Here is a 14,540-nt window from a genome sequence, read left to right as displayed (position 1 = left end):
ATATCATGAAAAAAGTATCAATTAAGTTATTTTGCTTCCTTTTGTTCTTAACAAGTTTTCATGTTTTCTCTCAATCTGGAATTGTTTTACCTCATGGGATTAAAGTACCGGAAGTTGAAGATTTGGATCAAGTGGTTTCCCCTGTAGAAGGCATGATGGTTTATAGTGAACAGCAAAAAGGATTGTACCTAAGAAAAGGAAGTTCTTGGGAAATATTAAGTGAGGCTGTACTCAACAGCGAGGCTCACATTTTTATAGAAATAGACGGGGAGTCACCTGATTTATATGATGAACTGGTAGGTAAAGGCGTTCACAATTCCGAATCAAAAGTATTGGAGATTGATTTTAATTTTTATAGAGATGCCGCAACCGGACGCACACGAGGGCCCGTTTATTCAAATATAAAATTCAAAAAGAAACTAGGAAGGACCACTTTAAGAATTCAAAGGTCTATTCTATTGGCTTTAGCCTATCCAGAGGTGGTTTTCACTTTTTATGTAAGAGACCCTAATACTTCAACAGATATACCTTACTACAGATACACTTTTGAAAGTGTCAGATTCCTGTCCGACGAAATAATTGGGCCGCATCCTGAATTAAATACCCTCATTCAAAGTTCACCCGTAAGAAATCCTAAGAGCTTGGTGGAGGAAATTAGTCTTGTATTTGACACAATAACAATCGAGGATCTCGTGAATGGTACCTCCTTTGAATATGATATTGAGACTGGGACTGAGTAATTTTAGCATTTCAAAAACTATTTGTTAGTGAATCTATTAGAACAATCAAATTGTTATGATTGTGCTGTAATCAAAACTCAAAATATTCGTTAGGCATAACACCAGCAAGAAATCAAAGTCTACACATAATATGTCCTACACGAATAAGAATCGACGAATAGAAACCTATGATTCTTTTGCTTAATGATTCAGTCTTAAGGTCAGCGAATCGTCCAATGATTCGTTAAAAAAAATCGTCCTGATTGGCTTTTAAAGTTGCTTTGGATGACAGGATATTTCAACCTGGATTATGCATAGGGGAATCGTTATGAGTTTTAAAGTGCAATAAATCAGACAATAAAAGGAAATTAGCATAACGTTTACCTGAGCCTTTTGTCTAAGGATCTTGGTGATTGAGTTTAAATGGGTCTACGTACTGATGGGGAGCAATTTAGCTTCGTTCCCGATAGCTATCGGGAGATTTTCTAATGAATAATTCGGGTTAAACCAAATTATGCGTTCGATAACTGCGTATTGAGAGATTAAATAGCAATAAATCAGACAGTTAAATTTTGAAGCATGTCACAGTTATGGTCACTGAATTGAGTTTGCGGACAGATTTGTGCAAGGCGTAGAATGCTGAATGCCAGTCATTTAAACGAGCGGCTTTCTATTTCGGTTTTAAGAAGCATTTTAGTACAGTTAATTCTGGAGCTTTGGTTGATCCAATCTGTTTTGATATAGAATTCTATAGTGTACTTATTATCCCAGAAACTGACAACAAAGAGCTCAACAATCTTGAAAAATTAATAGAGTAGAAAGAATAGTAAATTGGAAAACCCCTGGCATTTGCTGGGGATTTTTTTTGAGTAGAGAATGATAAAGATTCTCCTTAAGCTGGGCGAATATTAGTTATCTCACCTTTCCCTTTATCAGACAGCGTTTAAAATTAATTGGGATGCTTACAATCAAACAAGTTCTACTGTTTGGGCTTTTTCACAAGGTTTATGTATTTTCACCTACAAAGAAATTAACTAATGAATCAACCGAATTATAAAAAATGCTCTCGTCGTAATTTTATTGGAATTACCGCTGCTACCGGAACTGCCTTTGCTATTTCACCACGCTTCACCTTTGCAGGTATACCAACTTCGTCTAGAAAAGTACGTGTTGGTGTTGTTGGCGGAAGATTTGGACTAGGTTTTCACTTTAATGAGCACCCGAATGTCACCGTCGAAGCAGTTAGCGATCTACGAGCAGATCGACGCTCGGCCTTAATGAAAACCTATAAATGCGAGAAAGCATATAACTCTTTAGAATTATTACTTCAAGACCCAAAAATTGAAGCTGTAGGCATATTTACTCCTGCTCCAGATCATGCCAATCATGTTATTCAAACTTTAAAAGCAGGCAAACATGCATTGTGTGCTGTACCTGCTGCTTTGACTATCGAAGATTGTTATCGAATATTGGAAGCCGTTAAATCTACAGGCAAAAAATATATGATGGCTGAAACCTCTACCTATAGACAAGAAACCATCACCGCCAAGAAGATGTATGCGGAGGGTAAATTTGGCAATATCTTTAGTAGTGCCGCTCAATATTACCATCCAGGGCTTGAAGAGTTGTATTTTAATACGGATGGTTCAGCTACTTGGCGTCACGGACTACCGCCTATGTTGTACCCTACGCACGTCACAGCTTTTTTAATTGCCGTAACTGGTGAACGCTTAACACATGTGACTGGTTTAGGTTGGGGCGATGATGACCCTATCCTCAAAGGCAATCCTTATAACAATCCATTTTGGAATGAAACAGCCTTGTTTAAAACCAATCGCGGAAATTCATTTACTGCCGAAGTATGTTGGCGAGGAGCCTTGTCGCATTGTGAAAAAGGAGAATGGCGTGGCGACAAAATGAGTTATTATATGGGTTATAAAAATGAACCTGTACACACGGTTCATGCAGGTGATAAATTAGTAAAAGATGATGGTGGCTTTACGGTAGCCCACCCCGAACTAAAACCCTATGATCAAGAAAAGTGGTGGGAAACTGATGCATTGCCACAAGCAATGAGACATAGTAGTGGTCATGGCGGTTCTTATACCTTTATTACCCACGAATTTATTTCATCGATACTTGAAGATAGAGAACCGGAGGTGAACATTTATGAAGCTTTGGCTTATACCGCTCCGGGTATCATTGCTCATGAATCAGCAATGAACGGTGGGGAATATAAAAGCATTCCAAATTTTGACATTTAATTAAAAATTTACCTCTTACTAATAATTTTAAAGTGTCCAATCCTGTTTATGAAATCAGTTTATAACAATCCAATCAGCGTAAAAAAAATAGTCAGAGCCTTCATATTTTTCATATTGGTAATCTATGCCTTCTCTAATAGCTCATACGCTCAAAAAGTTGATTCAACATTTTCTCTTTTTGATGGTAGCACACTAAATGGCTGGAAGACAGTAAAATCAGACAATAGCAAATATTGGAAAGTGGCAGATGGAGTTATTATCGGAGGTGATGGAGAAACTAAGATTTCAACCAATACCTACCTTCATACCACCCAAGCCTTTGAGGATTTTGAATTGAGATTCCTATTTAGGATTTCTGGTAACCATGACCAGGGTCTAATAAATAGTGGTGTTCAATACCGTTCCATTATTGAGGGAAATAAAATTGTTGGCTATCAAGCAGATATCGGAAAAGGCTACTGGGGTGATATCTATGATGAGCATCGCCGTGCTAAACTTGTTGGCGGTAATCTTAACATTTTAAAACACATTCTTAATGAAGAAGGTTGGAATAGCTACATAGTAAGATGCAAAGGAAACAAACACGAACTGTATATTAACGGTGTAAAAGTTTCGGAGTATGTTGAGAAAGACCCTGACATTCCCTCAAAAGGGGTCATCGGTTTTCAATTACATAGTGGTGGAAACGCAAAAGTAGAATTCAAGTATATAACCATTACAACTTTGTAATACTGTAATTGACAATCAATTAGTTAACAAATGAATATTAAGAATCTAGCATTAGCCGCAGGTGTTGCTTTCTGTCTAATTATTGGCTGCAAGAAAATGGCGTCGAAATCGGACTCAGAAATAAAAAAGGATGTGGCTCTTGATAAAAAAACTCAGTCAACTAGAACAGAGGCAAATTCACCAGAGAAAGAATTAGCGGGCTTTCAAGTACCCGAGGGCTTTGTTGTAGAACTTGTAGCGAGCGAAAAAGATGGGATAGTCAATCCGATAGATATGACCTTTGACGATGCTGGAAGACTTTGGACTCAAACCGGTTCAATGTATCCACTCGATCCAGTTGCAAATATACAGTGGCAAGATTTATTGAAACTAATGGATAATCCTGAAGCCCAAGAGAATGACCCAAATTTCAAGCGAATTCTTGACTTATACAGAGGTATTACTAAAGGAGATGATAAAATATTGGTCCTTTCAGGTTTGTACGGCAGCTCTAAAATAAAGACTAATGTTTGGGCAGATGGTCTGGCAATTCCGCAAAGTATTTTACCCTATAAAAATGGTGCGTATGTGGCTCAGGGTTCAGAACTATTCTTTTTAAGTGACAGTGATAATGACGGTAAAGCAGATGCCCGAACTCCACTATTCGAAGGATTTGGTTTTACAGACACCCATACCATGTCTCATACATTGGTGCGTGGCCCTGGAGATTGGATACATTTCAGTCAAGGTGCTCTTAATAAAGGAGAAATAAAATCAGTGCTTAGTGGTGTTAAAGTCCGTATTGATTACAGTAAAATAGCTAGGTTTTCTTTAGACGCTGATAAATTAGAGCTTGTCAATGCGGGACTTAATAATATTTGGGGTTTTCAATTACGGGGTAACGGGCAATGGTACGGAACAGAAGCCAATGACATTGGTTATTCAATTGTTCCCATGGAAAATGGCACTGGTTTTCCGGGCATTGGCAATGAGCGTTTGAGACCATATCAACCATGGATGCCCCAATTGCATAATTTTCGCGTTGGAGGGACTGGAATTTCGGGTTTAGCTTTTGCCGATGATAATTCAGGTTCTTTTCCTGACCAATGGAAAGATGTGGCATTTTTAGCAAACCCAATTGCGAGCAATATTAATGCAGTAAGAATAATTCGAAACAATGATGGGTCAATAACCACTAAACATCTTCCAGATTTTTTAACTTCAACAGACGATTGGTTTCGCCCTGTGAACATGGAATTTGGCCCTGACGGTTGTTTATATATAGCAGATTGGTATAACAAAATTGTTTCACATAATGAGTTGCCAACTTCGCATCCCGATCGTGATAAAACACATGGTCGCATTTGGCGTGTAAGACATGTGTCTCAGAAAACTAGAGAGATACCTAATTTTTATGAAGTTCAAACTGATGAACTTGTTGCTTATCTTAAATCGCCTTCATTATGGGCAAAAAGAGCGGCATGGCATCAGATAAGCGATCGTCCTAAAGAAGAAACGAAAGCATTGTTTAAAGATTTATTGGCAATTGTCTCTGACACTTCACAGGACGAAATCACTAGGATATTGGGGCTTTGGTCTTTGGAAGGAATTCGTCATTATGATCCATCGCTGATTTCCAATTTGCTTAATTCCAATTCAGATAACCTCAGGAGGGAAGCGGTACGTTCATTAGCTTCTTTTTCGATTAACATTGATGATTTGGCGAGCTTGCTTGAAAAGGTATCAGAAGACCCTAACCCAATGGTTCGTTCTCAAGTATTAAGAACTTTGGAAGAAATTGGTAAAGCCAATTCGAAAATAATAGCAATATTAATAAATGCATGTAAACCTGAATTGGGAGGAAGCAGCCTCGGAGGCTCTTACGAACGCCTTTTCGAAAGGTATTTGGCGAGAAAAGCACTTGAAAAGTATCCAAAAGAATTATTTGCTTTTATTAACGCTACAGAAGTAAATCAACTTCCTGCAAAGAACGTCATCTGGGCCTCTCAAGCATTGCCGGAAAAAGAACAAAGAGAACATGTTTTTCTGGATTTTTCTAAAAAAGCTGGCTATACATCTTTTGATGAATCTACATTTGTAATGGTTGCTAATATGTTGAATAACCCGGCAATATATCTTGAGCTTGAGCCAATTTTGGGTGCCGAAAAAGGTGCAGAAGCACTTTTATCAATGATAATCAAAAATTTAGATCAAGTTAAATCTATAGAACTTGGCAAAATTTTACAAAAGCCAATTCAATTTTTACTTTCATCGGACGAAGAGTCCAAACAATTTTTAGGGCTAAAAGCGGTTTCATTGCTCAATACTCCAAATGTGAGAGAGGATATTTTGGCCTTGAGCAAGAAAAATACCGATGCCAAAACGATGAGCCTTGTTATTTCGGTTTTAGAAAACAATGCCGAATTGAATACAAAAGCACTTTCAGAATTTGCCAAAAATGAAACTTTAGATCAGTCCACTCGTGCCCTTGCTGCTAGAGCCTTAGCTAAATGCGATATTGCTTTAGCAACCAGTCTTTTAAAAGAATGGTTACCTCCATTAAATCAATCACAACAGCTAGAAATAACTAAAATAGTTTCTGCATCCAAACAAGGTTCCAAAGCACTACTTACACTGTTAAAAGCTAACATTATAGACCAGAGTGCTTTTGATTTGTCAAGTGCCGAACGTGTACACAATTCGGATATAGAAGACGAAGTAGGTTCTGCCTTGTTGGAAGCCGTTATCCTTAGCGTAGAGGACAAGAAAAAGGAATTTAAAGCCAACTTAGAGAAATTTCTAGTCATTGCTGAAAATGGAAACGGTGACGTTAAGAAAGGAAAACAATTGTTTCAAACCTGTTTACTTTGTCATCGTGTTGGAAACAATGGGCAAAATATAGCACCAGCTCTTGATGGCTCAGCCAAACGAGAAAATGAGGCTTTATTAACAGCCATATTGAATCCAGATGCAGCAGTTGAAAGCAGCTATGCAATATATCGTTTGGTACAAAAGGATGGCAATTCTTTGGAAGGCTATCTTTCAAAAAAAGATGATAAGGGAACCAGCATTGCATTTATGGGCGGGAGTACATTATTTGTTTCTAAAGACGCAATAAAGACGGAAGGTTTTTTAGGCGGACGTTCATTTATGCCCAAAGGACTCATAAATAACTATTCGGATGAGCAAGCCGCAGATTTATTGGCTTTCATTAAAACTTTGAAGTAATAAAATTCAAACATTTAACTTTCTAATTCAGAATTCTTTTGGGTTTTCATCGTCAATTATGGGCTAAATGCGGACTAAAATCCAAATAAAAAACCTCAACTACTTAATAATAAGATAGTTGAGGTTTTACAAAGTGGAACTGCAGGGACTACCCCAATCCAATTCCATACAATCTTGGTATATCTATAACAATCTAGTAATAAGTTTCTTGTGACTGTTTTTAATTGTATTAGATTGAATTGTATTCGTTTAAGTTGTATGTTTACGGGAAAAATACGGGAAAAGTTTTCCCGCATAAACAACCCTCACAAATGGCCTCCATTCACTTTTTAGTTCTATCTGATAGAAACCCATCGAACATTTATGTAAGAGTACGTGACTCCAAAAGAGACATTAAAGTCAAAACGCAATTGTTGATTGACCCAGCACTGTGGAGTCACGCAAAAAAGCAGCCTAAGAAGTTGAAAGATGCCAGTATGAAGGTAATATCGGCAAAGCTGAATTCTTTACTTTCTGAAATCTCATCTTCACTTTCCAGTTCTTCGGAAGATGTTGCTATTACCAAAGAATGGCTTGAAGGCATAATCAATAAAAAGGAATCAAAATCAACCCCAAATTACCTAACAGAATATTTTGAGCTCTATTATGAAAAGAGGGTAAATGCTAATGCTAATATAGCCTATTTGAAAAAGGTTAAATCTGTGAAAAATCTGTTGATAAGGTACCAAAGATCGAAAAGGAAAAAGATTGAAATTCGTGATATCGACCATTCGTTTGCAGAGGACTTTGTTTCTTTTATGAATAAGAATGGATATAAGCAGAGCTATATTTTTGGTATGCTAAAGTTTGTGAAGACCGTTTGCAAAGATGCTCAAGTTGCAGGTGTATCAGTAAGTCTTGGTTTAGACCAAGTGAAGACTCAAAATCAAAAAGCTTATAAAATCTATCTAACGCCTGAAGAACTTGAATTGATAAAAAAGGCTGATATGCCATCCGAAAGTCTTTCAAATGCAAGAGATTGGCTTTATATAAGTTGCTTTCTAGGACAGCGAGTTTCCGATTTACTTAGATGCTCCTCTGATAAAATAAAGAATGTGGATGGCGGTCAGGTAATAGACTTAACTCAAAAGAAAACCAAAAAGGAAATAATGGTTGCAATTCTTCCTGAAGTCCATGAGATTCTTGTCCAAAGGAATGGAGAATTTCCATATCCTATTTCTTCCCAGAAGTATAATGAATATATCAAAGAAGTCTGTAAAATTGTAGGAATTTCAAGTATGACAAAAGGAGCAGTTTTTGACGCAGAGACAATGCGAAAAATAGACGGCACTTTTGAGAAATGGCAATTAATCACTTCTCACGTAGGGAGACGTTCCTTTGCGACCAATTATTATGGAAAGTATAGTACACCGTTTTTAATGGCTCAAACGGGGCATTCAACAGAAAGGTCTTTTCTAGAGTACATAGGCAAAGGCCGAATAGATCAAATAAGTCAATTTTTAAAAATGATAAATAATGGATGAGGATTTAATGGCCAAAATAAAGGAAGCGATGTTGAAGAAAGTAGAGCCTCCTAAAGTTACTAAGAAAGTATATGAAATTTTCTCATCATCTTTTAAGTCCATTCTTGATTTTAGATTAGAAGACAACGATGTGTTATTTGACATTAAAATTGCATCTGTTATCAATAAGGTAAAAATGGCAAATATGTCCAATTTGATTCTATGCCCACAAAGTGAATCTCATCCTGATTACGAATTAATTGTAAATAATGAAATTGAGGGGGATTTTGCCCAATCCCAGAGTAACTATAGTTACTCGTTTCCTGTAAAGTTGAAAGATTTGAATGAGTTTAAGCCTAGAGAACTTGGTGAGTTTTATAGAATGTGGATGACTGGTAGACTTAAAAGCAAGCTGAATACTCTTGAGCAATTAGTATATACCTATGGTCAGGTAACGAGCTTAGAAGCATTTCTGAAACAAGAGGTTAATGTAATGAGCACTCTACATTTTGGACTCGAATATTTGCATCATTTTAACAAACTTTATTGTAAAAATGTTAAAGACAAAAAGACTACTGGTAACCCATCCATAATTAAACATTTAAATTATGCCTATCCGTTAATTCTGAATTACTCAGAAATAGTTTGTCATCATTATTCACTTTCTAGTTTTTTAGAAAGTTCAGAATCTAATCCGAAAGATAGAGAGTACCTCTTATATACTGAGGAGGAATACCTTTATACCTTAAATCTTTATAGTTACCAGTTATCAGAATACTTAAGGAAGCTTAGACATGTTAAATTCTATTTATCTTATTATGAGTTTTTAACGAACTTAAAAAAGCTTGATGGAAGTGCTTTTGAAAACATAATAAAATGTACTGAAAATTCTACTTTCTATATTTTTGATAATAGGGAAGCCGAAAATATTTTCTTACTCTATTGTAAGCATAAAAGCTGGGATAAAACCAGTAGTTCTTTCAGTTATGTGCTTTCAAGGCTGAAAGCAGAAGGAAAACTAAACCCAAAAGTTACTAATCAAAAACTATTTGAGTGGATTTGGGGTGTTTATGAAATTAAATTAACCAAACTCAGACCATTTAATTCTATTAAAAATAGTAAATGGCAAGCTATGTATGAAGAGTGTCAACAGATAATTGAGACTAATGTTGTTACTTCAAGCATCAATGAATTTTTAATGTGGGAACATGAACTTAAATTTTTGCGATATTATTATGCTAATAATTAGCCGTTTACATTATTTTGTTAATTTGAAGAGGTGTCATAAAAGCCCAAAAGAGCCATTTTTGAGCTCTTTTTTTACTACTGCCATTTTAAAAATATCCCAAATCTCCGCCATTTCTTTGAGGCCTAATTAAAAAATAATAAACACATGTTAAAACAAGAAAACAGTCTCAATTCAGAGCTACTTACAAGAAAACAAGTAGCCGAACTCTTACAAATAAATTTTTCAACTTTGTATATTTGGACTAAGAATAAAAAGTTGAATTCGTATGGACTATCAAGCAGAGTGTATTACTTACGTTCTGAAGTTCTGGATGCTCTTATTCCATTAAACCATTCGAGCAAAGCCATTGATAAACTCAAAGGTGCTGCATAATATTCTCCTTGCTCCGGTATTTTCAATAAAAGCTATATTGAGGTTCGGGGTGACTATTTGCATAACAAGCTGACTCAGCTTAATTCCATCATGATGGAATACCAATGCAAAGGCCAAATTATAAACTGATAAGGTAAAAGAATAGTACTTCTAAAAGGCAGAAATGCGAAGAAGTATTAAAGTCTCAAAACATTTTTATTGAAACCACCAGACATCATAGGGTGTCTGATAGTAACGACTGTATGACACATTAGTGTCTCTGTTTCTGCTTGTTCCAATAAGTAATATTCGGGGTTTACCTTATTGGTTTATCTTAACGTCGATTCTAGCTGAATAAGGATTCGACATCAAATCAAAATATTATAGAAAACAGAAGTTGGTGAAGACATGAAAAATAAACTTACACAGACAGGCTTATTTGGTACCGAAAAGGCTATAGAAGCCTTTAGGAAAGCCTCAATACTAGAAAAAGCTCATGAAAAGAGCTATGTAATTGCTACAGACTCAGGAATTAGAGAGTTAGGTTCTTTCGAGACTACCGCAAAATTCAAAAGTCAAAGCATTACCCAAGTAGACATCTATCGCAGAAATGGTCCAAAGCCATTATCAAATCCAAACTCCATAGATAATCTACTTTTTCAGAAAGATGGAGTAAACGCTTATAATGGCTACCTATCGCCAGCCACTAAACGGAATTTAGAACAAATGCTACAAGTATGGCTGACGGCTATTGAACTTAATGTAGACCTGAAACAACAGCCTAAAGAAGTGAACAAAAGTGCCGTATTTCCTACGTTCGTGACCTTAACGCTACCTTCCCAGCAGATTCACGGAGATAATGACATAAAGGCTCATATGCTTCATCCATTTTTGGATTGGCTAAAGATGTCTGCCGATGATAATTATAAGCGAGGAGGGCTCAAAGGACAGCAGAAAGGCTTTGGAGTGAAAGCATACTTCTGGAGAGCCGAACCTCAGAAAAATGGTAACATTCATTTTCATATTTTGGTAGACCGCTTTATTCCTTGGGAGAGGATTCGCCAAAAATGGAATGAGATAGTAGAAAAGCATGGTTATATCACCAGATATAAGTACGTTAATCAGTATTTTCATAGAAATGGCTTTCGTATGGATGAAGAGCAGATGAGGTATGATAAGGAGAATTTAATCAGAATGGCTGAAGTAGTTCAGAAGAAGAGAGCCATTCCATATAAGGTTCATCCGGTTTTTAAATCGTACTTGGAAGTAGTAGCCAAGACAGGGAAACCGCTGAGGCTTAATATGATTTCTGCTGCCGTAAAGGAAAAGCAGTTTAGGGCGTATGAGGAAGCTGTAAAGTGCGACTGGACTAATCCAAACACCACGGACATACATGGTATTCAAAATTTAGATTCAATAGCAGCATACGTCATTAAATACGTCACTAAGAAACCTACGGAATTGCCTATCAAGGACAATCAAGAGTTAAAGTTTTCGGAAGAATTTAAAAGAGATTGTATTAGTACCTATGAATACATTGAAAACGAACTTACAGGAGAAGTGGAAAAGAAGGAAGTGGATATGCAATTCTATATTCCTCAATTTGAAGAAAGGCGGATTAATGGACGTTTATGGGGCTGTGCTGATATCTTAAGAGGAATGAAGCTAGGGGAGAAACAATTGCTTTATGAAGATGAAAATGGCTATAAGTATATTTATGAAATTTCTCCTGAGATAGAAAATGAGATTGAGTATGTACCATTACCTGGTCAGCGTAAAGAAGAATTTGAAGTAGTTGCTCCTGCTAAAAAGCCATTTTACCAGCTCAAGTATTTCACAAAGGTTGTGGAAGAAAGTCTTGTAGTTGCTCCCTCAAACAGAGACCAACCGCCAATCTATACCGAAAAGGAAGTGGTATGCCAAATGACCAAAAATTACTTAGATATAATTATCAATAAAGTAGGTCCACAGGTGGTGAATTCTGCCAGTCTTAAAGTTGGCCCTTCCTTTGAAAGAATGCGAGGGAAAATCATTCCATTAAATCCTGAAAAGCTAGGCTTTAAACCCAAAAAAGGTAGAAAAAAGGCACATGTACAGCACGGGAAAATAATGGAAAGGTATGCTCCAGACCTTTTTAAGGAATACATAAATTTTCATAGGCATATATTCTATTGCATCTACGGAGATATCGCTTAAGCGTTCAATTTATCATCAACTCATTCCGCTTCTTTTTAACTCCTTCATTTGGAGGATGGGTGGACAATTTATGGTAATTAAAGAGCTTCGACAGCAATTCTTTGAAGTGTAAATGCTACAAAAGAAAAGGTAAAAGTGTGTTCGGGAAACTGAACGCACTTTTAACAGTGTCGCCAAAATGTAGGATTTCCTTATTTGCTAAACCCTTGTCAATTAGTGTATTATTTACTAGAAAATAAATTTAAAATATGAAAAGTAGAAAGATAAGTGTTCGTCTGCCCTTGGGTCTTAATGATTTTATAGAAAAGGAAGTACTGTATGAGAATACAACTATTTCAAAATGGGTTGTATCAGCCCTTGAAAAGGTACAAGAAAATGCTGAAGTCGAAAAGGAACTTGCAATAGTTGAAAATGAGAAATTGGAGATTGAAAACCATTCAGAACCTAATGAAAAGGAGGTAGAATGGTCCTTCTTTCTAATGTTCGTTTTCATAGTTGCCGTTCTTTATGGCTTATTTAGAAAGGTCATTAATGCATGAAAAAGGACTATTTGTCTTTAGGGAAAGGACGCCTAATGGATGGTTTAATGTTGGCCTCCATTTCGTCAATTCCCTCTTGCGTAAAAGGTCGAATAATGTTTATGAAATAAGTCACAGAATGATATAAAACATCATCTCCCACTGGCACCCTTTGCTCCGGAATCAGTGGCCCCCTTTGACCGGAATATTCAAGACCAATTCTTAAGACTTTCTTTTAATTCTGGTTTTTCAATACTACAAATAGGTTTCTTGTTGCCAAGAAGTTTAGATAAGGAGTTCCGGTATCTTGATTAAAGATTATGGGGCTCCTTTTTCGTTTTATCATTAAAAGATTATTGAAGAAAGGCATCATTTTGCTAAGCGGCATTCTTTAGGGTATTTTTCCCCTTTTAGCTTGATAAATTATTGAGCAATTTGCTGATACTTTACAAAAATGAAGATGAATGAGTGATGTATTGATAAAAAATGAGGCTTCCGTGTGAATGCCTTAAATCTAATAGATTAACATTTTAACAGCTGTAAAATGATGAATATAAAAACCTCGATTTCTATTCTTCTGTTCTGTTTTTCAACGGGAGAACTCTATTGCCAAGAATATCTTCATCAAATGATTAACAGTATTATAAATACTGAAAAGCCTATTTCATATGTTGGTATTGCTAATAATTTTAATTCCTTAGTTCCAATTAGAAGAATACCATTAAGCGATGGAGAAGGAGAAAGCGGTTATGTTGTTGAACCGAATCTAACATTTAGGTATGCTCTAGCCTCCAAAAGGAAAACAGGAAATTCTATTCCCGATAGAAAGATTACTCCTTTTTTTGGTTACAGTCGTATTTATTTGGAGTATTCATTTCATACAAGAGTTGTTAAAGGTGAATCGAGTCCAATTCTCCCGCCAACTAATAGATTTGGCTTAGGTTATGAAAAAGTATTTGGATTAAAGAAAGATGGAGCCAAAATGGATTTCTCGCTAATTAGTTTTAAAGCGGACTCAATATCTGAACATGCTATAAATGATATAAAGGTTCCATATTCATTTTTCAAATTTGAAACTTATTATCATCATTTTTCAAATGGACAAGGTCCAGGGGTATATCTGATTGATTCATTGGAAGGAGCATTAAATAGAAATAATTATCTCACGGGTGATTTTTCAACAAACTTTTGGCGGTTTGGCCTCAGTCACCATTACTATAAGCCTAATTACTATCATCAAGCTTTGATGTTAAGTTATCAGATGGAAACTGGCACCGACCTTGGATTTTTATCCTTTCGTAAAGAGCAAGAAAATAGATATGGTAGAAAAAGAATTAATTTAACTTCAATTTCCAGTTTCGCTATCCCTCATTTAAAAGAGCGAAATTATCATTGGTTTGATCAATTTGATTTAAGACTTGAGCTTTCAACTATTTTGGATTCCGATGCAAAACTATTTCAGTTTCCATATGATAAAAAATTTCGAACAGCTTTTCACTTGTATGCTCAGTTGCCCATAACTCCGGTTCCGGCTCTTAGTTTAATGTTTCACTATTTCAGGGGAAGGGATTACTTGAATGTAAGGTATGATGACCCCGTAAGTGCCTTTCAATTTGGGATAGGTGTTGAATTATTTAGAAATTCGTTAAAATTTGGGGATGATGAATTCCATCAGCTTAATCGACCTAGAAAATCATTATTATAATGAGGTTTGGTAAGCTATACACCTTTTCCTACTAGACCAATTTTTAATACTTCTTTACCCTTTTTATTTAGAGTTTTTAGGAAAATGAGCACTTTAATTC

10 protein-coding genes are annotated in these 14,540 nt (G+C 36.0%); all 10 read left to right on the top strand.

Annotated elements, in window-relative coordinates:
• The first annotated feature begins 5 nt into the window (after window positions 1-5).
• The 10 genes from ACSBFT_RS06740 (at window position 6) to ACSBFT_RS06695 (ending at window position 14,440) form a co-directional block, all read left to right on the top strand.
• Entirely contained in the window at window positions 6-740 is a 735-nt protein-coding gene (locus ACSBFT_RS06740; RefSeq protein WP_489604009.1) for an Hcp family type VI secretion system effector, read from the top strand.
• Window positions 741-1,756: 1,016 nt separating this feature from the next.
• Window positions 1,757-2,983 (top strand): Gfo/Idh/MocA family protein, encoded by a 1,227-nt coding sequence (locus ACSBFT_RS06735; RefSeq protein WP_489604008.1) that lies wholly within the window; start codon window positions 1,757-1,759, stop codon window positions 2,981-2,983.
• Between the two features lie 48 nt (window positions 2,984-3,031).
• A complete protein-coding gene (locus tag ACSBFT_RS06730; protein ID WP_489604007.1) occupies window positions 3,032-3,712 on the top strand; it encodes a 3-keto-disaccharide hydrolase in 681 nt (226 codons plus the stop codon).
• Window positions 3,713-3,742: 30 nt separating this feature from the next.
• Window positions 3,743-6,919, top strand: a complete 3,177-nt coding sequence (locus ACSBFT_RS06725; protein ID WP_489604006.1) for a DUF7133 domain-containing protein — start codon at window positions 3,743-3,745, stop codon at window positions 6,917-6,919.
• A gap of 311 nt (window positions 6,920-7,230) precedes the next feature.
• On the top strand, window positions 7,231-8,442 hold the full coding sequence (locus ACSBFT_RS06720) for a phage integrase SAM-like domain-containing protein (protein ID WP_489604005.1): 1,212 nt from the start codon (window positions 7,231-7,233) through the stop codon (window positions 8,440-8,442).
• Complete coding sequence (locus tag ACSBFT_RS06715; protein ID WP_489604004.1) at window positions 8,435-9,670, top strand: hypothetical protein; 1,236 nt, start codon at window positions 8,435-8,437, stop codon at window positions 9,668-9,670. Before ACSBFT_RS06720 ends, ACSBFT_RS06715 begins: the two co-directional genes overlap by 8 nt.
• Window positions 9,671-9,814: 144 nt before the next feature.
• Window positions 9,815-10,042, top strand: a complete 228-nt coding sequence (locus ACSBFT_RS06710) for a helix-turn-helix domain-containing protein (RefSeq protein WP_489604003.1) — start codon at window positions 9,815-9,817, stop codon at window positions 10,040-10,042.
• A gap of 387 nt (window positions 10,043-10,429) precedes the next feature.
• Window positions 10,430-12,217, top strand: a complete 1,788-nt coding sequence (locus tag ACSBFT_RS06705) for a rolling circle replication-associated protein (RefSeq protein ID WP_489604002.1) — start codon at window positions 10,430-10,432, stop codon at window positions 12,215-12,217.
• A gap of 248 nt (window positions 12,218-12,465) precedes the next feature.
• Complete coding sequence (locus tag ACSBFT_RS06700) at window positions 12,466-12,756, top strand: hypothetical protein (RefSeq protein ID WP_489604001.1); 291 nt, start codon at window positions 12,466-12,468, stop codon at window positions 12,754-12,756.
• 523 nt (window positions 12,757-13,279) lie between these two features.
• Window positions 13,280-14,440 (top strand): hypothetical protein, encoded by a 1,161-nt coding sequence (locus tag ACSBFT_RS06695; RefSeq protein ID WP_489604000.1) that lies wholly within the window; start codon window positions 13,280-13,282, stop codon window positions 14,438-14,440.
• Window positions 14,441-14,540 lie beyond the last annotated feature (100 nt).

The sequence above is a fragment of the Arcticibacterium sp. SM2516 genome (genome assembly GCF_057914865.1).
This window is presented reverse-complemented; position numbering and strand designations above follow the sequence as displayed.

Excerpts from the sequence above, each read along its gene's own strand:
- ACSBFT_RS06740 (WP_489604009.1), top strand. The coding sequence starts at position 6 with ATGAAAAAAGTATCAATTAAGTTATTTTGCTTCCTTTTGTTCTTAACA.
- ACSBFT_RS06735 (WP_489604008.1), top strand. The coding sequence starts at position 1,757 with ATGAATCAACCGAATTATAAAAAATGCTCTCGTCGTAATTTTATTGGA.
- ACSBFT_RS06730 (WP_489604007.1), top strand. The coding sequence starts at position 3,032 with ATGAAATCAGTTTATAACAATCCAATCAGCGTAAAAAAAATAGTCAGA.
- ACSBFT_RS06725 (WP_489604006.1), top strand. The coding sequence starts at position 3,743 with ATGAATATTAAGAATCTAGCATTAGCCGCAGGTGTTGCTTTCTGTCTA.
- ACSBFT_RS06720 (WP_489604005.1), top strand. The coding sequence starts at position 7,231 with ATGGCCTCCATTCACTTTTTAGTTCTATCTGATAGAAACCCATCGAAC.
- ACSBFT_RS06715 (WP_489604004.1), top strand. The coding sequence starts at position 8,435 with ATGGATGAGGATTTAATGGCCAAAATAAAGGAAGCGATGTTGAAGAAA.
- ACSBFT_RS06710 (WP_489604003.1), top strand. The coding sequence starts at position 9,815 with ATGTTAAAACAAGAAAACAGTCTCAATTCAGAGCTACTTACAAGAAAA.
- ACSBFT_RS06705 (WP_489604002.1), top strand. The coding sequence starts at position 10,430 with ATGAAAAATAAACTTACACAGACAGGCTTATTTGGTACCGAAAAGGCT.
- ACSBFT_RS06700 (WP_489604001.1), top strand. The coding sequence starts at position 12,466 with ATGAAAAGTAGAAAGATAAGTGTTCGTCTGCCCTTGGGTCTTAATGAT.
- ACSBFT_RS06695 (WP_489604000.1), top strand. The coding sequence starts at position 13,280 with ATGATGAATATAAAAACCTCGATTTCTATTCTTCTGTTCTGTTTTTCA.